The 20,752-nt window shown below is 73.1% G+C and carries 16 protein-coding genes; 6 read left to right on the plus strand and 10 right to left on the minus strand.

The annotated features are described in order from the left end of the window. The first annotated feature begins 51 nt into the window (after window positions 1-51). The gene (locus BLU42_RS09585) at window positions 52-468 is read left to right on the plus strand and encodes an RbsD/FucU family protein (protein ID WP_091074239.1); all 417 of its coding nucleotides are present in this window, start codon (window positions 52-54) and stop codon (window positions 466-468) included. A 37-nt stretch (window positions 469-505) separates the two neighbouring features. Further along, window positions 506-1,504, plus strand: a complete 999-nt coding sequence (locus BLU42_RS09590; protein WP_231918536.1) for an aldo/keto reductase — start codon at window positions 506-508, stop codon at window positions 1,502-1,504. A 7-nt stretch (window positions 1,505-1,511) separates the two neighbouring features. Here BLU42_RS09590 and BLU42_RS09595 read toward each other — a convergent pair whose 3' ends face one another. After that, window positions 1,512-2,735, minus strand: a complete 1,224-nt coding sequence (locus BLU42_RS09595) for an MFS transporter (protein WP_157719909.1) — start codon at window positions 2,733-2,735, stop codon at window positions 1,512-1,514. 89 nt (window positions 2,736-2,824) lie between these two features. Between BLU42_RS09595 and BLU42_RS09600 the strand changes: the two genes are divergently transcribed. Continuing rightward, window positions 2,825-3,403, plus strand: coding sequence for a TetR/AcrR family transcriptional regulator (locus tag BLU42_RS09600; RefSeq protein ID WP_091074241.1), 579 nt, complete (start codon window positions 2,825-2,827; stop codon window positions 3,401-3,403). 85 nt (window positions 3,404-3,488) lie between these two features. On the opposite strand, the gene BLU42_RS09605 is transcribed toward BLU42_RS09600, so the two are convergent. From BLU42_RS09605 to BLU42_RS09635, 7 genes are all read right to left on the minus strand, one after another. Beyond that, window positions 3,489-4,940: a gamma-aminobutyraldehyde dehydrogenase gene (locus BLU42_RS09605; protein ID WP_091074242.1), complete on the minus strand. Its 1,452-nt coding sequence runs from the start codon at window positions 4,938-4,940 to the stop codon at window positions 3,489-3,491. A gap of 102 nt (window positions 4,941-5,042) precedes the next feature. Continuing rightward, window positions 5,043-5,972: an aldose 1-epimerase family protein gene (locus BLU42_RS09610; protein WP_091074243.1), complete on the minus strand. Its 930-nt coding sequence runs from the start codon at window positions 5,970-5,972 to the stop codon at window positions 5,043-5,045. A 3-nt stretch (window positions 5,973-5,975) separates the two neighbouring features. Then, complete coding sequence (locus tag BLU42_RS09615) at window positions 5,976-6,980, minus strand: ABC transporter permease (protein ID WP_091074244.1); 1,005 nt, start codon at window positions 6,978-6,980, stop codon at window positions 5,976-5,978. After that, complete coding sequence (locus BLU42_RS09620) at window positions 6,977-7,948, minus strand: ABC transporter permease (RefSeq protein WP_091074245.1); 972 nt, start codon at window positions 7,946-7,948, stop codon at window positions 6,977-6,979. The genes BLU42_RS09615 and BLU42_RS09620 overlap by 4 nt, the downstream gene beginning before the upstream one ends. Then, a complete protein-coding gene (locus BLU42_RS09625) occupies window positions 7,945-9,537 on the minus strand; it encodes a sugar ABC transporter ATP-binding protein (RefSeq protein WP_091074246.1) in 1,593 nt (530 codons plus the stop codon). The genes BLU42_RS09620 and BLU42_RS09625 overlap by 4 nt, the downstream gene beginning before the upstream one ends. Before the next feature lie 92 nt (window positions 9,538-9,629). After that, the gene (locus BLU42_RS09630; protein WP_091074247.1) at window positions 9,630-10,754 is read right to left on the minus strand and encodes an ABC transporter substrate-binding protein; all 1,125 of its coding nucleotides are present in this window, start codon (window positions 10,752-10,754) and stop codon (window positions 9,630-9,632) included. Between the two features lie 255 nt (window positions 10,755-11,009). Then, window positions 11,010-11,660, minus strand: a complete 651-nt coding sequence (locus BLU42_RS09635) for a recombinase family protein (RefSeq protein ID WP_091074248.1) — start codon at window positions 11,658-11,660, stop codon at window positions 11,010-11,012. 193 nt (window positions 11,661-11,853) lie between these two features. On the opposite strand from BLU42_RS09635, the gene BLU42_RS09640 reads away from it, so the two are divergent. Further along, window positions 11,854-14,391, plus strand: a complete 2,538-nt coding sequence (locus tag BLU42_RS09640) for a LamG-like jellyroll fold domain-containing protein (RefSeq protein WP_197680696.1) — start codon at window positions 11,854-11,856, stop codon at window positions 14,389-14,391. A gap of 74 nt (window positions 14,392-14,465) precedes the next feature. On the opposite strand, the gene BLU42_RS09645 is transcribed toward BLU42_RS09640, so the two are convergent. Beyond that, window positions 14,466-16,655, minus strand: a complete 2,190-nt coding sequence (locus tag BLU42_RS09645) for a glycoside hydrolase family 36 protein (RefSeq protein ID WP_231918583.1) — start codon at window positions 16,653-16,655, stop codon at window positions 14,466-14,468. 684 nt (window positions 16,656-17,339) lie between these two features. Here BLU42_RS09645 and BLU42_RS09650 point away from each other — a divergent pair. Then, a complete protein-coding gene (locus BLU42_RS09650; protein WP_231918537.1) occupies window positions 17,340-18,011 on the plus strand; it encodes a GAF and ANTAR domain-containing protein in 672 nt (223 codons plus the stop codon). A 35-nt stretch (window positions 18,012-18,046) separates the two neighbouring features. Here the strand turns inward: BLU42_RS09650 and BLU42_RS09655 are convergent, their stop codons facing one another. Next, window positions 18,047-19,189, minus strand: coding sequence for a fatty acid desaturase family protein (locus BLU42_RS09655; protein ID WP_231918538.1), 1,143 nt, complete (start codon window positions 19,187-19,189; stop codon window positions 18,047-18,049). Between the two features lie 370 nt (window positions 19,190-19,559). Between BLU42_RS09655 and BLU42_RS09660 the strand changes: the two genes are divergently transcribed. After that, a complete protein-coding gene (locus BLU42_RS09660) occupies window positions 19,560-20,390 on the plus strand; it encodes a GAF and ANTAR domain-containing protein (protein WP_157719911.1) in 831 nt (276 codons plus the stop codon). Window positions 20,391-20,752: the final 362 nt, after the last annotated feature.

The following is a 20,752-nucleotide window of genomic DNA, read 5'->3' on the forward strand; positions in this document are numbered from 1 at the left end:
CGCACGCCGCACCTCACCCGACCTCAGCAACCCACCCGCCAGGAGGCACCCGTGCTCAACTACACCCTCACCCACCCGCCTCTGCTGGGGGCGCTGGCCGCCGCCGGCCACGGCTCGCAGGTGCTGCTGGCCGACGGGAACTACCCCGCCGCGACCGCCAAGCCGCTCGGCGCCCCGGTGATCCACCTCAACCTGCAGCCCGGCCTGCTCAGCGTCACGCAGGTGCTCAGGCCGATCCTCGAGGCCGTGAACGTCGAGGCGGCGCACGTGATGGCGCTGCCCGACAACGGCCACGTGCCGGCGCACGAGGAGTACCAGCAGCTGCTCGGCGAGTCGGTCGACTTCTCCGTCGTGGAGCGGTTCGCCTTCTACGAGGCCGCCCGCGGGCCGGACGTCGCCTTCGTCGTCGCGACCGGGGACCAGCGCATCTGCGCCAACCTGCTGCTGACCATCGGCGTCCGGGCCTGACGTCCCCGGCTCCCCGGGCGGGTGTAGGAAGGCGCGCGTGGACGAGGCGCAGGAGATGCCGGTGCGCCGGCTGCGGACGGGGCTGGCGCTGACCGAGGTCGGCTTCGGCGGGGCGCAGCTCGGCAACTTGCCGACGGCCCTCGACGACGACGTCGCGCAGGCCGCGATCGACGCGGCCTGGGACCACGGGATCCGCTACTTCGACACCGCACCGCACTACGGGCTCGGGCTCTCCGAACGCCGGCTCGGCGACGCGCTCGCCGGTCGCCCGCGCGACGCCTTCGCCGTGTCGACCAAGGTCGGGCGGCTGCTCGTGCCGACCCCGGGCCGGGCCGGCGAGCGGGACCCCGAGTTCGACGTGCCCGCGACGCACGAGCGGGTCCGCGACTACAGCCGCGACGGCGTGCTGCGCAGCCTCGAGGGGAGCCTGGAGCGCCTCGGGCTCGACCACGTCGACATCGTCTACGTCCACGACCCCGACGACGAGTACGCCGAGGTCGCCTTCACCGAGGCGATCCCCGCGCTCGTCGAGCTGCGCGACCAGGGCGTGGTCGGCGCGGTCGGCGTCGGCATGAAGCACCCCGAGGTGCCGGCCGAGGCCATCCGGCGCACCGACCTCGACGTCGTGATGGTGGCGGGCCGCTACACGGTGCTGGAGCAGCAGTCGGCGGCCGAGCTGCTCCCGCTCGCGCTCGAGCGGGGCGTGGGCTACGTCGCCGCGGGCGTGTTCGGCTCAGGGCTGCTGAGCCGGCCGCGCCCCACCCCCGACCTGACCTACGACCACGGGCCCGTGCCGCCCGGCCTGCTCTCCCGGGTGCACGCCCTCGCCGACCTCGCCGAGCGCCACGGCGTGACGTTGCCGGACGTCGCCGCCCAGTTCCCGCTGCGCCACCCGGCCGTGGTGTCGGTCCCCCTCGGCGTGCGGACCGCCGAGGAGGTCGCGCAGAACGCGGTGCGTTGCGCCGTGGCCGTTCCCGAGGAGCTCTGGGTGGAGCTGGAGGCCCTGCCGGGTCAGTCCGGGCGCACGGCGGGCTGACCTCCGCTCAGGCGTCGAGCGTGGCGCAGGGACGCAGCGCGGTCGCCCGCTCCGCGCGGCGCGTGCGTACGGCCCCGACGACCAGGGCCACGAGCACCAGCGCGACGTCGAGCGCCCCGTACACGACGACGGTCGGCTCGAGCCCGAACCGCCCGACGGCCAGCCCGGCCGCGAGGGCCGGGACGCTGAAGGCGACGTAGCTGACGACGTACATCGACGCGAAGACCTGCCCGCGCGCACCCGCCGGAGCCGCCTCGCCGAGCGCGTGGACGGCGAAGCGGAAGGCCGCGCCGAAGCCGAGCCCGGCGACCACCGAGCCGACGACGTACAGCGGGGTCGAGCGCTCGACCAGGGCCCCGACGGTGACCAGGACGCCGAGGGCCAGGGCCGCGTTCCCGGACCACTGCTGCGGCCGCGGCGGCAGGGCGACCGACACGGCGGTGCCGATCGCGCCGGAGACGAAGAAGACCCCGAGCACACCCCCGACGACGAAGTGGCTCCGCACGCCGAGGACGCTGCCGATGATCGACGAGCCGAGCGAGAGGTAGAGCCCCGAGAGCGCCCACGTGGCCACGAGCGTGGGTACGAGCGCGAGGAACGCCGGCCGCGTCTCCGCGGGCAGGCCGGCGCTCGGCAGCAGCGCGCGCCACAGCGGCGGGCGCTCCCCCGACGCGGGACGGACGGGCTCGTGGACGAACCACACCAGCACCGCGAGCACGAGGTACGCCGCGGCGAGCACCCAGAAGACGAGCTGGCGCGGCAGCGGCGCGAACTCGACGAGGGTGCCGGCGAGGACCGCGCCGAGCGCGATCCCCACCGCCGGGACGGCGCTGCTGACCACCGAGCCGGTCCGGCGGTCGGGCGCCGAGTCCATGATCATCGCCGTCCCGGTCCCGGCGGCGGCCCCGACCGCGATCCCCTGGACGACGCGCGCCAGGACCAGGTCGCCCGCTCCTCCGGCCCGGGCGAAGAGCACCATCCCCAGCGCGAGGAGCGCCAGCGCGGCGGAGGCGACCGGGCGGCGCCCGATGCGGTCCGACAGGGACCCGACCGTGAGCAACGAGGCGAGCAGCGCGACGACGTACACGGCGAAGACCACGGTCAGCGCGAAGGCCGACAGCCCCCACAGCCGCTGGTAGACGGGGTAGAGCGGCGACGGCGCCGAGGCGGCCGTGAGGATCGCGGCACCAAAGGTTCCGGCGACGACGAACGAGACGGGGCGGCTGAGCACGGGACCTCCGAGGTAAAGCCACGATCTTGGCTTTTGTGACCGTAGCCCAGGTTCGCCGCTAAAGCCAACATCTTTGCCATAATGGCTCCATGCCCTCCTCCGAGACCTCTGCCGGGACGTCCGCGGGCCGGCCAGGCGGACGCAGCAGCCGGGTGCTCGCCTCGATCTACGAGTCCGTCGGCGCGCTCGTCGGCGAGGGGGCCGAGCGGATCACCTTCCCGGTCATCGCCGAGCGCGCCGGGGTCACACCGACCACGCTCTACCGGCGCTGGGACGACGTCGACGCGCTCCTCGAGGAGGTCGCGGTCGCCGCGCTGACCCGGGAGGGCGAGTCGGCGCCCGACACGGGGTCGGTCGAGGGCGACCTGACCGCGTGGGCCCTGGCCATCGCCCGCGACATCAGCCGTCCGGAGCGGGTGCGCTACCTGCGCGCGATGGTCGCGGCCCGCGGCGGTCCGGGGGCGAGCTGCCCGGTCACCGACCGGCGCCAGGACCAGGCGCGCGAGGTGGTGCGCCACGCGGTCGAGCGCGGGGAGAAGACCCCGAGCGTCGACCAGGTCCTCGACCACGTCATCGCCCCGCTCTACCACCACGTCGTCTTCGGGCTCGGCGTCGACGACGCGTACGCCCGCCGTCTCGTCGCGGACGTGCTGGCGATGGTTCGCTGAGGGTCGCCGGACCGGAAGAGCCGACCTCTTCGAGGCCCTTCGACAGGCTCAGGGGGCGTCGTCGATGATCCGCTGAGGCTGGGACCTACCCCTCGAACCCGTGGAACTGCATCACGTGCTTCACGCGCGTGTAGTCCTCGAGGCTGTACATCGACAGGTCCTTGCCGTAGCCGGAGTGCTTGAAGCCGCCGTGCGGCATCTCGGCGACGAGCGGGATGTGGGTGTTGACCCACACGCAGCCGAAGTCGAGGCGCGCCGGCACCCGCGCGGCGCGGCCCGCGTCGGAGGTCCAGACGGAGGAGGCGAGCCCGTACTGGGTGTCGTTGGCGAAGCGGACCGCCTCGTCCTCGTCGCCGAACTTCTGCACGGTGATCACCGGCCCGAAGATCTCGGTGACGATCGCCTCGTCGCCCTGCTGCACGTCCGCGATCACCGTCGGGGCGTAGAAGAAGCCGCGCTCCCCCACCTGCCGGCCGCCGGCCACCACCCGGGCGTGGTCGGCGACGCGGTCGACCAGGCCGGAGACGTGGGCGAGCTGGTTGGCGTTGTTGATCGGGCCGAAGAGGATGTCGTCGTCGGCCGGGTCGAAGCCCGTCCGGGTCGACTCGGCGGCCCGGGTGAGCGCCGTGACGAAGTCGTCGTACACCCCCGCCTGGCAGATGACGCGCGTGGCGGCCGTGCAGTCCTGGCCGGCGTTGAAGAAGCCGGCGGTGGCGATGCCCTCGACGGCGGCCTCGAGGTCGGCGTCGTCGAAGACCACGACCGGAGCCTTGCCGCCGAGCTCGAGGTGGGCGACCTTGAGGTCGGGCGCCGCGGCCGTGGCCACCGCGATGCCCGCCCGGGTCGAGCCCGTGATCGAGACCATCCGCGGCACCGGGTGCGAGGCGAGCCGGGCGCCGGTGTCACGGTCGCCGCAGACCACGTTGACGACGCCGGGGGCGAAGGCCTCCTGGGCCTTGCGGCCCAGCCAGACCGTCGAGGCCGGGGTGGTGTCCGAGGGCTTGAGGACGACGGTGTTGCCCGCGGCGAGAGCGGGCGCCATCTTCCAGACGGCCATCATCAGCGGGTAGTTCCAGGGCGTGACCTGGGCGACCGGCCCGCGCGGCTCGCGGCGGACCGAGGAGGTGTGCCCGCGCAGGTACTCCCCCGACGCGCGCCCCTCCAGCACGCGGGCGGCCCCGGCGAAGAAGCGGAGCTGGTCGACCGCGACCGCGACCTCCTCCGACAGCGTGAGACCGAGCGGCTTGCCGGTGTTCTCGACCTCGACCTCGGCCAGCTCCTGGGCCGACTCCTCGACGAGGTCGGCGAGGGTCAGCAGCGAACGCTGCCGCTCCGACGGGGTGGTCCAGCGCTGCTTCTCGAAGGCGCTCGCCGCCGCGGCGAAGGCGGCGTCGACGTCGGCCTCGCCCGAGTTCGGCGAGGTCGCGTACACCTCGCCCGTCACCGGGTTCACGACGTCGAGCGTCGCGCGGTCGGCGCTCTCCCGCTCCTCGCCGCCGATGACGTTGACGAAGCTCTTCTTGCCGCCCTGCTCCACGTCCCGCGCTCCTCGCTGTCGTTCCCGGACCACCGTGCGCCTACGGTGCACCCTCGCCGCCACCGCGGGCAGACCGGGGTCGGCGACGCGCCGCCCGGCGGGTCAGGAGAGGCCGGGACCGGCCGCGGCGATCCGCCACGAGGCGCTGTGGCGCCCGCCGGGCTCGAGGACGACGAGGTCCTCGCCGGTGCTGAAGGCGTCGGGCGGGCAGGTCATCGGCTCGACGGCCAGGCCGGCGCGGTCGAGCTCGGGCTCGGGACGGTCGGCGGTGTGCACCTGCACCCAGCCCAGCTCGGCGCCCCAGCTCATCTCGGCGGCGAAGCCGTCGGGCGCCTCGAGCCGTACGCGGGCGCGTCCCTCGCCGTCACGGTCGAGCCCGGTGAAGGCGTGGTCGATCCGGGCGTCGCCGAGGACCTGCGGTCGCCGGAAGTCGGGCCACGGCGCTATGGCCACGTCGCGCTCGGGCCCGGGCAGCAGCCGCGCGCCCGTCGTCTCGACGTAGCGCGCCGCCGGCAGCGTGAGCACGCAGGTGTCGAGGTCGGCGCCACCGGCGGTGAGGTAGGGGTGCGCGGAGACCCCGTACGGCGCGCGGGTGCCGAGGCTGCGGGCCGCGACCGTGGTGGTCAGGCCGTCGTCGGTCAGCGCGTGCACGCACTCGACGACGAGCCGGTGCGGGTAGCCGGCGCTGGGCGCCAGCTCGGTCGCGAGCCCGACCGCGTTCTCCGCGACCGCCTCCACGCGCCAGTCCGCCCACGCCAGGAGCCCGTGGAGCGCGTGGCCCCGGTCGGGCTCGCTGAGGGCCAGCTGCTGCTGCTCGCCCTCGAAGGCGTAGCGGCCGTCGACCACCCGGTTCGGCCAGGGCGCCAGCAGCGCCCCGCGGAAGACCGGGCGCATCCGGTCGGCGGCGAAGGGCACGACCAGCGGCCGGCCGTCGTGCGCGAGGGAGCGCAGGCTCGCCCCGAGCGTCACGACCGAGGCGATGTACGGGCCGTGGCGGAGGCGGACCTCGTCGCCGGTCAGCGGGTGCGCCACGGCTCAGAGTCTCTGCTGGCGCGACAGGATCGTCTGGACGACGACCACGACGGCCAGGAAGCCGCCCGACACGATCGACTGCACCGACGACGTCAGCGAACCCACCTGGTTGATGACGTTGGAGATCACGCTGAGCAGCAGGACGCCGGCGAGCGTGCCACCGAGGGAGCCCTTGCCCCCGCTCAGCAGCGTGCCGCCGATGACGACCGCGGAGATCGCGGTCAGCTCGAGGCCGACGCCGACCGTGGGCACGCCCGAGGACGAGTACGCCGCGTTGAGCGCCCCGGCCAGTGCCGCGCAGGTCGCGCTCAGGACGTAGACGCCGAACTTCACCCGCTCGACCGGCAGGCCCATCAGCGTCGCCGCCGACTCCGAGCCGCCGACGGCCAGCACCGCCTGGCCCGAGCGGGAGCGCCGCAGCAGCAGGGCGCCGAGCGCCAGCAGGACGAGGGCGATCCAGACGGTCCAGTGGATCCCGAGCAGGCTCCCCTGGCCCAGCGCGATGGTGGTCGCGTCCTCGATCACCGGCGTCTCCGAGCCGCCGTCGGTGACGGCGAGCACGACGCCGCGGAAGGCGAGCAGCCCGGCGAGCGTGACGATGAACGGCGCCATCCGGCCCCACGCGACGAGCGCGCCCTGGACCGCGCCGATCGCGGCGCCGACGACGAGCGGGAGCAGGATCGCCGGCACCACGCCGTGCACCGAGGCCTGCGCGGCGAGGACGCCGCCGAGCGCGAAGACCGAGCCGACCGACAGGTCGATGCCCCCGGTGAGGATGACGAAGGTCATCCCGATGGCCACGATCAGCGGGAACGAGCTCTGGGTGAGCACGTTGGTGAAGTTGCCGACCGAGAAGAAGGTCGGGAAGGTGAAGCCGGCGACCACGACCACCAGCGCCAGCACGATCGCGGCCCCGTACGCCTGCACGGCGGCCAGCAGCCGCTCGCGACCGAGCTGGCGGGCGTCGACGGGTCCCACGGCCTCGGCCGTGGTCGGCGTGGCGCTCATCGGAGCACCGCCCGCTGCCGCTGGAGGTAGACCGCGACGACGATGATCACGGCCTGGACGATCTGGGAGTACCAGTCCGAGATGTCGTGCGCGATCAGCGTCGCGCGCAGGAGCTGCAGCAGCAGCGCACCGGCCACGGTGCCCCCGATCTTGACCATGCCGCCGGAGAGCGGCGTGCCGCCGACCACCACGGCCGTGATGGCGGACAGCTCGATGAGGTTGCCGAGCGTGGACGGCACCGAGGCGCCGAGGCGCGCGGTGGAGAGCACCCCGGCGCTCGCCGCCAGCGTGGCGGCGAGCATGTAGACGACGAGCAGGTTCCGCTTGACCGGCAGGCCGGCCAGCTCGCTCGCCCGCCGGTTGCCGCCGATGGCGACCAGCTGCTTGCCGAAGGTCGTGCGGCTGACGAGCACCGCGACCCCGACGACCAGCAGCGCGGCGATGAGCACGCTCCAGGGCAGCACCCCGAACAGCGACCCGCGGCCCAGCGCGAGGGCCGTGGGGTCGGTGACGGGCACCAGCTGCTCGTTGGCGATCAGCAGCGCGATGCCCCGGCCCGCGACCATGAGCGCGAGCGTCGCGACGATCGGCTGGACGCCGACGAAGGCGACGAGCGAGCCGTTGGCCAGCCCGACCAGCGCGCCGGCGACCAGGGCGACGACCGCCGCCGGCCAGAAGCCGTAGCCGATGTAGAGCGGCAGCACCGCGGCCGCGATGGCCATCACGCCGCCGACCGAGAGGTCGATGCCCTCGGTGCCGATCACCAGGGCCATGCCCAGCGCGACGACCAGGACCGGCACGACCTGGACCAGCTGCGTACGCAGGTTGCTGACCGAGACGAAGTCGGGGGTGAACGCGAGGTCGAAGAGCAGCAGCAGCGCGATGGCGATGTAGACGCCCCAGCGCTGCAGCCCCGTGGCGAGCGAGCCCCGCCGGGGCAGCGCGATCGTCACCGTGGACGCCGTCATCGGGGACCCTCCTCGTCGGTCGTGCCCGCGTCGGGCTCCTCGTCGCGCCCGGCGATGGCGGCGAGCAGGTGCGGCTCGTCCACGTCGTCGCCCGTCAGCTCGGTCTCCACGCGGCCGTCGCGCAGCACGACCACGCGCACCGAGCCCTCGACGACCTCCTCCAGCTCGGAGGAGACGAGCACGATGGCCAGGCCCTCGTGGGCCAGCTCGTCGATCAGCGCCTGCACCTCGGCCTTGGCGCCGACGTCGATGCCCCGGGTGGGCTCGTCGAGCAGGAGCACCTTGGGGCTCATCGCGAGCCAGCGCGCGATCATCACCTTCTGCTGGTTGCCCCCGGACAGCTCCGAGACCAGCTGGTCGGGGCTGGACGCCTTGATCCGCAGCCGTCGCACGAAGACCTCGACGACCTTGTCCTGCGCGCGCCGCGAGGAGAAGCCGGCCTTCGACAGCCGCGGCAGCGCGGCGAGCACGATGTTGTCGCGCACCGACAGCCCGGGGATGATCCCCTCCGCCTTGCGGTCCTCGGGGAGCATCACGACGCCGGCCCGGATCGCGGCGGGCACCGAGCCGCTGCGCACCGGACGGCCGTCGACGACCACGCCGCCGTGGTCGAGCTGCATGACCCCGGCCATCGCCTTGAGCGTCTCCGAACGCCCGGAGCCGAGCAGCCCGCCGAGCCCGACCACCTCGCCGGGGCGGATCTCGAGGCTGATGCCCTCGATCTGGTGCGCCCGCGTCAGGTCCCCGGCCACGAGCACCGGCTCCGCCTGGGTCGCGACCGACTCCCCGAAGGCCGTGACCCCGCCGCCGCGCACCTTCTCCACCGAGCGGCCGAGCATCATCGACACGAGCTCGACGCGGGAGAGGCCGTGCAGGTCGCCCACGTGGACGACGCGCCCGTCGCGCAGCACGGTGACGCGGTCGCAGACGCGGTAGATCTCGTCCATCCGGTGGCTCACGTAGACGATCGCGATGCCCCGGCGGCGCAGCAGCGCGATGACGTCGAAGAGCGTCTCGACCTCCCGCGCCTCGAGCGAGGAGGTCGGCTCGTCCATGATCACGACGGAGGCGTTGATGCTGACCGCCCGGGCCAGCGCGACCATCTGCTGCACGCCCAGGGCGAGCGAGCGCAGGGGTGCCGTCACGTCCACGTCGATCGCGTACTCGTTCAGCAGCGCGCGGGCGTCGGCATTCATGCGGCGCTCGTCCACCAGGCCGAAGCGCCGCGGCTCGCGGCCGAGGTAGATGTTGTGGGCGACCGACATCAGGGGGACGAGGTTGACCTCCTGGTAGATCGTGCTGACCCCCGCCCGCTGCGCGTCGAGCGGACGGCCGAAGCGGACCGGCTTCCCGGAGAGCACGACCTCGCCCTCCTCGGGCTGGTGCACCCCCGTCAGCACTTTGATCAGCGTGGACTTGCCCGCGCCGTTCTCGCCCATCAGCGCCATGCTGTCGCCGGCGTGCACGGCGAAGTCGATGTCGCTCAGCGCGGTGACGCCGGCGAAGCGCTTGGTGACGCCCCGCGCCTCGAGCACGGGGACGCCCGGCGGCGCGGCCGCGGGTGGTGGCGGTGATGACGTCGTCGTCACGGGTCTCCTCTGGAGCTGAGCTGCTGGGGCTGGGCGAGGGCGGACAGGGGTGGACCGGCCGGCGCTGGTGAGCGCCGGCCGGTCCGGGGCCGTCAGTACGCGGCGTTGACCTTGTCCTTGGCGTTGGTCGCGTCGTACTCGGAGTCGGAGATGATGATCTTCTGACCCACGGGCTCGCCCGACTCGAACTTCTTCAGCGTGTCGAAGGCGAGCGGCCCGAAGCGGGGGTTGGACTCGATGACGCCGTTGTACTGCCCGGCGACGATCTGCGACACCGCGTTCTTGGTGCCGTCGACCGAGTAGATCTGGATGTCGGTGCCCGGCGTCTTGCCCGCGGAGATGATCGCGGCCTGGGCCCCGAGGCCCATCTCGTCGTTCTCGGCGTAGATCGCAGTCACGTCCTTGTTGGACTGCAGGATCTGCTCGGTGACCTGCTGGCCCTTGTCGCGGGCGAAGTCGCCGGTCTGCTGGGCCACGATCTCGATGCCGGGCGCGGAGGCCTTGATCTCGTCGACGAAGCCCTTGGTCCGGTCGGTGGTGACGCCGTTGCCCGAGGTGCCCAGCAGGATCGCGACCTTGCCCTGGCCGCCGGTGCCCTTGATCAGCTGCTGCGCGGCGCGCTTGCCCTGCTCGACGAAGTTCGAGCCGAGGAAGGTGACGTACGTGTCGCAGGCGCCGCTGGTCAGCTGCCGGTCGATCGTGATCACCGGGATGTTCTTGGCCCGCGCGGCCTCGAGCGCCGGCTGCAGGCCGTCGGAGTTGAGGGGCGCGACGATGAGGGCCTGCGCACCCTTGGCGATCATGTCCTGGATGTCGGAGATCTGCTTCGACAGCGTCGACTGCGCGTTGGTCGTGAGCAGCTGCTTGACGCCCTGCTTGGTGGCCTCGTCCTTGATCGACTGCGTCTCGGCGATGCGGAAGGGGTTGTCCTCCTTCTCCGACTGCGAGAAGCCGACGACCGCGTCGGCCAGGTCGATCTTGTCGCCCTTGTACTCCTCGAGGGAGCAGGTGGGGCCGGAGGCGGCCTGGGTCACCTGGGCGGTGTCCGGCGTGGCGCCGGAGCCCCCGCCGGCGGTGCTGCCGGCCGGCTCGGCCGGCTTGGTGCAGCCGGCGAGCGCCAGGCTGGCGGTGGCGACGAGGACGAGGGCACCTGTGGCGCCGCGGCGCCCAAGGGCGGCGGCGAGCGGGGACGTGCGTGACGGCAGGCGTGGGGACATGGCGACAACTCCCTTGTTGCACGGCAGCGGCAGCTGCCAGAGGTAGACGACGGACCGGTCTCAATACCGTGTCCGATTCGCGCTCAGTGTTGCGAAACCCTGTCCTGAAGTCCAGACCCGACGCGCCGCGAGTCCGAAGCGTGACCTGGCGGGTCGCGACAGGGGTCGGGGTGCGGATCAGGGCAGGGGTCGACGAGACCGCCCGTGGTCCGGGTGGCGGTGCGGGTGCTCGAGCGGGTGGTGGTGCGCGACGGGCTAGTCGGTCGCCGGGTGGGCGTCGTCGTGCCGGTCGGCCAGGCCCTGCAGCGACAGCGTGAAGGTGCTCGGGGCGTCGCGCTCCTCGCGGCCCTCGAGCGACACGCTGTCGAGGACGCGGTAGACCGTGGCCCTCGAGGTGCCGAGCTGCTCGGCGATCTCCCGCACGGAGCTGCCCTGCTCGCGCAGCATCAGCACGCGGTCGACGTTGGTCGCCGACAGGGCCCGGGGGCGACCGCCGACCCGGCCGCGCGCGCGGGCCGCGTACACGCCGTTCAGCGTCTTCTGCCGGCTGAGGCAGCGGTCGAGCTCGGTGAAGGCCGCGATCACGCCCAGCAGGGCCCCGCCGTCGGCGGTGGTGTCGAGGCCCTCGGCGACGGTGGTCACGCCCACCCCGCGGCGTCCGAGCAGCTCGAGCAGGGCGAGGACGCTGGACATGGTGGAGCCGAGCCGGTCCAGGCGCCACGCCACCAGGACGTCGCCCGGGCCGATGGCGTCCAGCGCCTCGGTCAGCTGCGGACGCATCTGCGTGGCGACCTTGGCGCTGACGTCCTCGTAGACCACGTCGACCCCGCGCTGCCGCAGCAGCTCGCGCTGGAACTGGCCGTTGTGCTCGAGGGCGTCGACCCAGACGTAGCCGATCGTTCGCACGGGCGCATGCTACCCACGCCGCACGACCGGTCGGGGAGCTCGCGAGGCAGCTCTCGCCCACGCCCTCGACTTCCCCGCCTCAGGCCCTGGACTTTCGGACAGGTATTTGCAACGATCCCGGAAACCCCTGCACGTCGGCGCGCCGGCTTCGGACGGCGGCGCGGGCGTCGAACCGACGAGGAAGTTGGTCTGCATGAAGATGTCACGACGGGGGCGTGCGCTCGGCGCACTCCTCGCCGCCGGTACCGCCCTCACCATGATGGCCCCGGCCTCCCCCGCCACCGCGGCGGCCTCGAACACCTGGAGCGACAAGAGCGCTCCCCTCGCCACGCCCTGGACCGCGGAGGTCTCGCCGACCAACGCGCTGCCGGACTACCCGCGCCCGCAGCTGGCCCGGCCGAGCGCGGCGAAGCCGACCTGGCAGAGCCTGAACGGTCTCTGGGAGTACGAGCCGTCCGACGGCTACACCGCACCGCGCTTCGGCAAGAGGCTCTCCGGCCAGATCCTCGTGCCCTTCCCGGCCGAGTCGGCGCTGTCCGGCGTCATGGAGCACTCCGACTTCATGCTCTACCGCCGCACGGTCGAGGTGCCGAAGTCCTACCGCACCGGCCAGAAGCACCTCCGGCTCAACTTCGGCGCGGTCAACTACGCGGCGACCGTCTGGGTCAACGGGACCCGGGTCGCCCAGCACACCGGCGGCTACGAGGCCTTCGGCGTCGACATCACCAGCGCTCTGCGCAAGACCGGCCTCCAGGAGATCGTGGTCGGCGTCGCCTCGCCGGTCGACAGCGAGGACATCCCCGTCGGCAAGCAGCGCCTCGACCCGAGCGGCATCTTCTACACCGCGGCCTCGGGCATCTGGCAGTCGGTCTGGCTCGAGCCGGTCGCGGCCACCAGCCTCGACTCCTTCACCGCGACGCCGAACTCCGACCGCAAGTCCTTCACCGTGTCGAGCACGATCAACGGGCCCTCGAAGAACGCCAAGATCACCGTCAAGGCGTACGCCGGCAGCAAGCAGGTCGCGAGCGTCAGCGGCGCCGCCAGCGCCAAGCTCAAGCTGGCCGTCACGAAGCCGCACCTGTGGACCCCGGACGACCCCTTCCTCTACACCTTCAAGGTCACGCTCAAGCGCGGCAAGAGCGTGGACAAGGTCGAGAGCTACGCGGGCCTGCGCACGATCGGGCTCAAGGAGGTCAACGGCAAGCAGCGCATCGTGCTGAACGGCAAGCCGACCTTCCTGCTCGCCACCCTGGACCAGGGCTACTGGCCCGACGGCATCTACACCGCCCCGACCGACGAGGCGCTGAAGTTCGACATCGCGAAGACGAAGGACCTCGGTTTCAACACGATCCGCAAGCACATCAAGGTGGAGCCGGCCCGCTGGTACTACTGGGCCGACAAGCTCGGGATGATGGTCTGGCAGGACCAGCCCGCGCTGCCGACCGGCCGCAACGACCGGCTGACCAGCAGCGACAAGGCCAACCTCCGCAGCGAGACCTCGCGCATGGTCGACCAGCTCAAGGGCGTCACCTCGATCATCGGCTGGGTGCCCTTCAACGAGGGTTGGGGTCAGTGGAGCGTCCAGGCGGCGGCCGACCTCGGCGACCAGGTCAAGAAGCAGGACCCGACCCGTCTGGTCGACTCGCGCAGCGGTCTGAACTGCTGCGACACCCCCGGCGACCCCGGCAACGGTGACGTCATCGACTACCACCAGTACCAGGGGCCGGCCCTGCCGGCGCCCGACGCGAAGCGGGCCTCGATCGACGGCGAGCACGGCGGCCTGACCCTGTCGGTGCCGGGGCACCTGTGGCCGACCGCCTCCATCAACCCGTACGGCGCGGTGAAGGACGCCGCCGAGCTCAACGACAAGTACGTCGCGAACAACGACGACCTGCGTGACCTCGGGGCCAAGAACGGCCTCTCGGGCGGTGTCTACACCCAGATCACCGACGTCGAGGGCGAGCAGAACGGCTTCTTCACCTACGACCGCCAGGTCGAGAAGGTCGACGAGGCCCGCGTCCGGGCCAGCAACCTGTCGGTGATCGCCGCCGGCAGCGAGGCCCAGCCCGCACCGCCGGCCGGTACGCCGGGCCTCGGCGGGGTCGCGCACTGGACCCTCGACGAGGGCCAGGGCACCACAGCGAAGGACACGGTGGGGTCGAACGACCTGACCGTGCGCAACGGCGGGACGTGGGTCGACGGCCCGACCGCCGGTGCGGGCACCGCGCTGCACCTGACGGGCGACCAGTTCGCCGACACGGAGAAGACGGTCGTCCTGACGCGGGGCACGAACTACTCCGTCTCGGCGTGGGCGCGGCTGGACAGCGCGGGCGGTGCGTTCCAGACCGTGGTGAGCGAGGACGGCGACACCAACAGCGCCTTCTTCCTGCAGTACTCCGGGGCCGACCAGCGGTGGGCGTTCAGCTTCACCGGCGCGCGGGCGCTCGCGTCCGAGGAGGGCAAGCCGGAGACCGGGCGCTGGTACCACCTGGTCGGGGTGCGTGACACCACGACCTCGACGCTGAAGATCTACGTCGACGGCAAGCTGGCCGGCACGACCAGCGTGCTGGCGACGGCGGACACCGCGACCGGCGTGCTGGCGGTCGGGCGCGGCAAGTTCGGCGGCAACCCGGTGGACTACCTCGACGGGTCCGTCGACGACGTCAAGGTCTTCGACCGGGCGCTCTCGGCCGACGAGGTCGCCCAGCTCGACCAGGCGGGCGCCGAGTAGGCGGTCGCCGGTCGACGCAGCAGGACGCAGGGCCCCGGTCGTCACGGCCGGGGCCCTCGTGCGTCAGCGCCGGGTCAGCGGCGGGTCAGCCGGAGCATCCGGGCGGAGGCGCCGACCGGGCCCGAGGTCACGGCGAGCCCGGCGTCGGTGCGTACGTGCTGCCACGTCGGGAAGCGGTCCTCGGGCGGGTAGAGCTGCGCGACCTCGAGGTCGGCGCCGGCCAGGTGCGGCAGGTCCAGGTTCACCGAACCCTCCGCGTGCGCCTGGCGCCAGAGGAACAGGTAGGTGTCCTCCCCCGCGTCGAGCGCGACGGTGACCCACGCGTCGTCCCAGGTCGGCAGTTCGGTCGGGAACCGCGGGATCGCGCGGGCCAGCGCGTGCCGCGTCTGCTTGTGGACCCGTACGCCGTCGGCGACCAGCGCGAGCTGCGCGTCGTTCATCCGGTCGAGCAGGCCGGACTGGTAGAGCCGGCCGGCGAGCCCCGTGCACATCGTGAAGGCGATGGTCTCGTCGTCCATGCCGGCCTGCGGGTACGCCCAGTGCGCGGCCTGCTCGGGCAGCACGTGGACGAGCGAGGAGGCCGCGATCGCCGGGTAGAGGAGCGGGTCCTGCTGGTCGGAGGTCGACTGCAGCGCCAGCCGCGACAGCATCGCGAAGTCCGACCGCAGCGCGCCTGAGCCGCAGTTCTCGACCACCAGGTCGGGATGCCGGTCGAGCACCCCGTCGAGCCAGCCGAGCAGGGCACGGTTGTGCCCTAGCAGCCCGTCGCCGACGCTCTCGGCGTCGAGGTCGGTGCCCGGGCCGGGCGTGACGTTGTCGTCGAACTTGAAGTACCCGATCCCGAGCTCGGCGACGAGCCGGTCGACCGCCGCGTCGACGTGGGCGCGGGCCTCGGGGCTGCGCAGGTCGAGCAGGTAGCGGGACCGCTCGCGGACGCGGACCCCACCGCGCTGCAGGAAGGCGGTCGCCGGCAGGGTCTCGGCGGCCCGGCTGGTGACGCCGACGACCTCGGGCTCCACCCAGAGCCCGGGCACCATGCCCCGGCTGCGGATGTGGTCGAGGACGAAGCCCAGACCACGCGGGAAGCGCGCGGTCGACGGCTCCCAGTCCCCCACCGAGGACCACCAGCCGTCGGTGTCGTCGTACCAGCCGGCGTCGATGCAGAAGTACTCGCAGCCGACGGCCGCGGCTGCGTCGATCAGGGGCAGCAGCTTGGCCTCGGTCGGGTCGCCCTCGAGGGTGTCCATGTAGTCGTTGAAGACCACCGGCAGCGTCGCGTTCTGCGGGTGGTCTCGGCGGGCGGCCCGGCGGTGCCCCGCGAGCCGGCCGAAGGCGTCGTCGAACGACTCCCCGACGGTGAACGCCGCCGGGACGGTGGTGGAGGTCCGGTCCTCGGTCACCGTCACGGACCAGTGGTGCAGCGCGTCGGTCGGGCCGAGGACGGCGACGTACGCACCGTCGACCCGGCCCTCCAGGCTCGGCGGACCGGCGGCCTCCTCGCTCCCGACCGCGCCGCCGACCAGCCCGTTCGACGCGCCGGCGCGCTCCCCCACCTCCCAGAGCCACGCGCCGTTGTGCTCGACCTGCCAGGCCAGCGTTCGGCCCGACCGGCGGTCCTGCAGGGCGCCGACCGGCAGGTGCGTCGCCGAGGACCAGGTGCTCGTCGCGCTGGCGCTGACGCAGCCGCGGATCGTCTCGCCGGGAGCACCCGGACGGGTCCGCGCGAGACCGGGCGCCTGCAGCGGCCGCGCGGACCAGCGGTTCTCGGCCGACCAGCCGCAGTCGGCGCGCCACACGTCGAGGTCGGCGACGGCGTCGGAGACCAACGCGCCGGTGGCCAGGCTGGTCACCGCCCACAGCACCACCGGTTCGCGACCCGGCGCCACGCCGACCGTGGTCCAGGTGCGGGCGGCCGCGGCGCCGGGCAGGACCTCGAACCGCGTCCGGGTCGTCAGCCCCGAATCGGGATCGGCCTGCTCCACGACGAGCACCTCGGTGCCGCCCTCGACCGACCGCTCGTGGCCGACGTGGCGCAGGCCCCCACCGACGTGGGTCCCGCTGTGCCGGCCGCCGTTGCTGCTGGGGTCGAGGCCCCAGGCCGGGGTGAGCACCTCGACCAGCGGCTGGTGCGCCCGTACGTATGTCGCCGGGTCGAAGGCGTCGGCGAACTCTTGGCCCGGCGTCACGTCGACGAGGCGTACGGGTCCGCCCTCGGCCAGCAGGCGCAGGCTGAGGCGGGGGGTGTTCCACTCGATGGTGACCACGTCGGTCAACAGAGCTGCCTCTCGTGATGTCGGGTCCGCCGTCGGGCCCTGGCCGGGCTGCCGGGAACCACCGGGTCGTGCCGGGGATCGTGCTGGGGTGGTGCCGGGGTCGAGCGCGGGCGCCGGTCAAGCCGGGTGCTGCCCGACGCTTCGGTCGAGCTGCGTCGGGAGAGCTGGGAGCACGATAGTCAGCGGGACCATCGTGGGATCGGTGTGCCCCCGCCCAGCATCGAGGCCTTCTCGAGGAGAAACGTCGTCGGCGCTCGCCGGCGCGCGGCACACGTCCTCGCCGGTCGCTGCATGCTTCGATCCCGCGGCTGCGGGTAGGACAGGAGCACGAGCGGATCGGTGGCCGAGAGCCTCCTGCTCGGGGTCGACGCGCGTTGAGACCACAGCGCGCGGGCCGTACGACGGCGGCCCCTCCGCGGACGTAGCGCGGAGGGGCCTGCCGCCATCATTCCCCGGACGACCGATGACCGGGGAGACGGCTCAGCACCGTCCTAGCGAAGCCGTGGTCCGACCGCCGCGCGAACGCTAGGGTCGCGCCAACGATCGACGAGGGGTGGGCCGGTGACGGCGGACGATCAGCCGTACGGTGCTCCGCACGCCGCGGGGCAGCGCGAGGCGGAACGGGACGACCTGGGGGCGAGCCTCCGAGGTCTGTCCCTGCTGTCCTCCGCGCGCTTGCCGCTGCCGGAGGTGCTGACCCGGATCGCCCGCTACGCGGTCCAGGCCATCCCCGGGGCCGACGGGGCCGGCCTGACCTTGCTCGAGCACCACCGCTCCGACACCATCGTGCAGACCGCCGACTTCGTGGGCGAGGTCGACGCGATCCAGTACGGCGTGGGCGAGGGGCCCTGCATCACAGCGGCTCGGGACGCGGTCACGGTGATCTCGGGCTCGATCGGCGCCGACCCACGCTGGCCGCGGTTCGGCGGCCGGGTCGCACGGCTGGGCGTGCACAGCGCGATCTCGCTGCCGCTGGTCACCCCGGACGAGGTGGTCGGGGCCATGAACGTCTACGCCTTCGCCAAGAACGCGTTCGACGAACGGGCGGCGGAGCTGGGCGAGGTGTTCGCCGTACCGGCTGCCGTGGCGGTGCAGAACGCCCGCGTGCTCGAGGACGCCCGGCGGCTGTCCGAGCGCCTGCAACGCACCCTCGACGAGCGGATGGTGATCGAGCGTGCGGTCGGGATCGTGATGAGCCGCTCCGGCGTCGAGGAAGGCGAGGCGCGGGCACGGCTCACGCGTCTCAGCCAGCACGAGCACGTCAAGCTCGTCCAGGTCGCCCGCACCTTGGTCGAGGAAGCCGCCCGACGCGCCCGGAGCCGACCGCACGAGCGACCGCTCGACTGAGGGACCCCGGGCGTCCACGCGGCCGGGGCACGCCGTCAGGCCGCGCGACGCTGGGCGACCAGCGGGCACAGGAACGGGTCCTTGCCCTTGAGGCCCACGGTGTTCAGGTAGCCGACGACGCTGCGGTAGGACTCCCAGAGCGTGGTCTGGGTGTAGGGCACCCCCTCGGCGGCGCAGTGCGCCCGTACCAGCGGGGCGATGAGGCGCAGGTGCGGCCGCGCGACGGAGGGGAAGAGGTGGTGCTCGACCTGGAGGTCGAGCCCACCCATGAAGACGCTCATCAGCGGCCCCCCGCTGATGTTGCGGCTCATGAGGACCTGCCGACGCAGGAAGTCGAGCTTCAGGCGCGACGACACCAGCGGCATCCCGATGTGGTTCGGCGCGAACGCCGAGCCCATGTAGAGCCCGAAGACCCCCAGCTGCACCACGACGAACACGAGGGCCTTCTCGGGCGGCAGCACCACCAGGACGAGGGCGAGCAGCCCGCCGAGACGCAGGGTCAGCAGCGTCGTCTCGAGAGCGCGTCGCTCGACCTTGCCCCGGCCCGCGACCCGCTTGACGGCCTCGACGTGGAGCGACAGCCCCTCGAGCAGCAGGAGCGGGAAGAAGTACCAGCCCTGGTGCGCCATGAGCCAGCGGAACAGCCGGCCGTCGGACCGGGTGGCTGCGGCCGGCGTGACGGCGACCGCGCCGAGGGCGATGTCGGGGTCGACGCCCTCCTTGTTGGGGCTCGAGTGGTGCTTGGTGTGCTTGCTGCGCCACCAGCCGTAGCTGATGCCGACGAAGAGGTTGGCGAGGACGAGGCTGGCGCCGTCGTTCCAGCGGCCCGACCGGAAGATCTGGCGGTGGGCGGCGTCGTGGCCCAGGAACGCGACCTGCGTGAGCACCACCCCCAGCACGGCAGCCGACACCAGCTGCCACCACGAGTCGCCGAGCCGGACGAAGCCGGCGACCCAGACGGCGAGCACGACGACGGCCCCCACGAGCTTGGTCCAGTAGTAGCCGTAGCGACGCCGCATCAGACCCAGCTCGGCCACCTGCCGGGTGAGGGCGGTGAACGAGCTCCCGGCCTCGCGCGGAGCCCGCGTGCCGGCGGGCGGAGGCGGTGGCGCGGCGGCGGGTTCGGGCAGCGTCCGGCAGACGGGTGAAGGGATGGTCCGGGGGACGAGGGAGGTCACGAGGGAGGCCTGTTCGGGCGATCTTCCCAGGACGGTGCTCAGGTCGACCGCGAGACGCGGACGGGACGCGCGGCGACGGTCGTCACGGCGGTCCCGGTCCTGAGTGGCTGCTCGAGCAGCGGTGACGAGCCTAGCCGCGTGGGACGACGGGGGTCGGGGTGCGAGCGTGCACGTCGACGGGGGTGGCCCCCGAAGGCGACCGACGCAGGAGGACCCGTTCGTCTCGGACTCGCACGATCTCCGGCCGACCGCTAGGATCCTCGTCGCTGCAGCAACAGCCGGTCTGGAACGCGTGCCGCCGCTCGCTCGAGCCGCGACGCGCAGGAGCCCACCACCAGACCACCTGGGCAAGGCCGCAGGACAGGTCCTGGTGTCCTCTCCGTCTTTGTCCCTCGTCGACGACGAGGACGGCCCCCGAAGCAGCGACAGCGCGCCTCCGGCCGGCGGCAGCGCCCTGGCAGCGGCCCTCGCCGACTCGGCCGAGCTCATGCACACCGCGGTCGGCAGCCGCCGGGTGCTCGACGAGCTCGTCGCGGCGGCGCTCCGGCTGGTGCCGGGCGCGCAGGACGCGTCGGTCATGCTCTCGGAGCGCGACGTGTTGACCGCCCAGCGCGCGACCAGCCCGACGGTCGAAGGGGTCGACACCGTCCAGCTGGAGCTGCGTGAGGGTCCGAGCCTCGAGGCGGCCGCGCACGCGCGGCCCGTGCGCGTCGACGACATGGGCCAGGAGGAGCGCTGGGCGGCCTTTGCGCCGCAGGCACGTGGTCTCGGTGTCGTCAGCACGCTGTCCCTCCCGCTCCGGACCCGGACGAGCGTCCTGGGCGTGCTGAACCTCTTCAGCACCCGGGTCGCCGCGTTCGGGGACGAGTCCGAGCAGACCGGGTTGCTGCTCACCCGGCACGCCGCCATCGCCCTCGCGGAGGCACGGGGCGTCGACAACCTCCACCGAGCCGTGGCCGGCCGCGACCTCATCGGGCAGGCCAAGGGCAGGCTCATGGACCGCTACGGGCTCGACGAGGCGCGAGCCTTCGGCGTCCTGCGACGGCTCAGCCAGAACACCCATCGCAAGCTCCACGACGTCGCCCGCCAGATCGCCACCACCGGACAGATGCTCGAGCTCACCGCGCTCGAGGCCGAGCTGGTGCCCGCCCGCGCCGCAGCACCCGACGATCCTGCCCCCGGACTTGGGCCCCGCTGCTGACGACGCCGAGCCCGCCGGCGACGTGGACCCTCCCGCCGGCCACGTGGACACTCCTGCGGACGACCCGGACGTCACCAGCGACACGGCACCAGGTGCAGACGAAGCCTGAGGGACGCTGCCGCGCGTCCGCGGCCCGAGGTGTGCTCCGCCGACCCGGCCGGAACCAGGCGCGGGCAGTCAGGCGGCGCTGCTGCGTCGCATCCGTGCGTACGAGGTGCTCCGAAGGATTTTGCAGCCCTGACCAAGGGCGGCGCCGCGCTCTCGCCGATCGCGGCGCGGTGGCTCGGCAAGCTCAACAGCGCAGCGCGCCGGGCCACCACGGTCAGCACCGACGGTGCACGGAGCCTGTCGGTCCCCCTCCC

Origin of the sequence: Microlunatus sagamiharensis (genome assembly GCF_900105785.1) — a bacterium.
Taxonomy (GTDB): Bacteria; Actinomycetota; Actinomycetes; order Propionibacteriales; family Propionibacteriaceae; genus Microlunatus; species Microlunatus sagamiharensis.

Excerpts from the sequence above, each read along its gene's own strand:
- BLU42_RS09600 (WP_091074241.1), top strand. The coding sequence starts at position 2,825 with ATGCCCTCCTCCGAGACCTCTGCCGGGACGTCCGCGGGCCGGCCAGGC.
- BLU42_RS09615 (WP_091074244.1), bottom strand. The coding sequence starts at position 6,980 with ATGAGCGCCACGCCGACCACGGCCGAGGCCGTGGGACCCGTCGACGCC.
- BLU42_RS09620 (WP_091074245.1), bottom strand. The coding sequence starts at position 7,948 with ATGACGGCGTCCACGGTGACGATCGCGCTGCCCCGGCGGGGCTCGCTC.
- BLU42_RS09630 (WP_091074247.1), bottom strand. The coding sequence starts at position 10,754 with ATGTCCCCACGCCTGCCGTCACGCACGTCCCCGCTCGCCGCCGCCCTT.
- BLU42_RS09640 (WP_197680696.1), top strand. The coding sequence starts at position 11,854 with ATGAAGATGTCACGACGGGGGCGTGCGCTCGGCGCACTCCTCGCCGCC.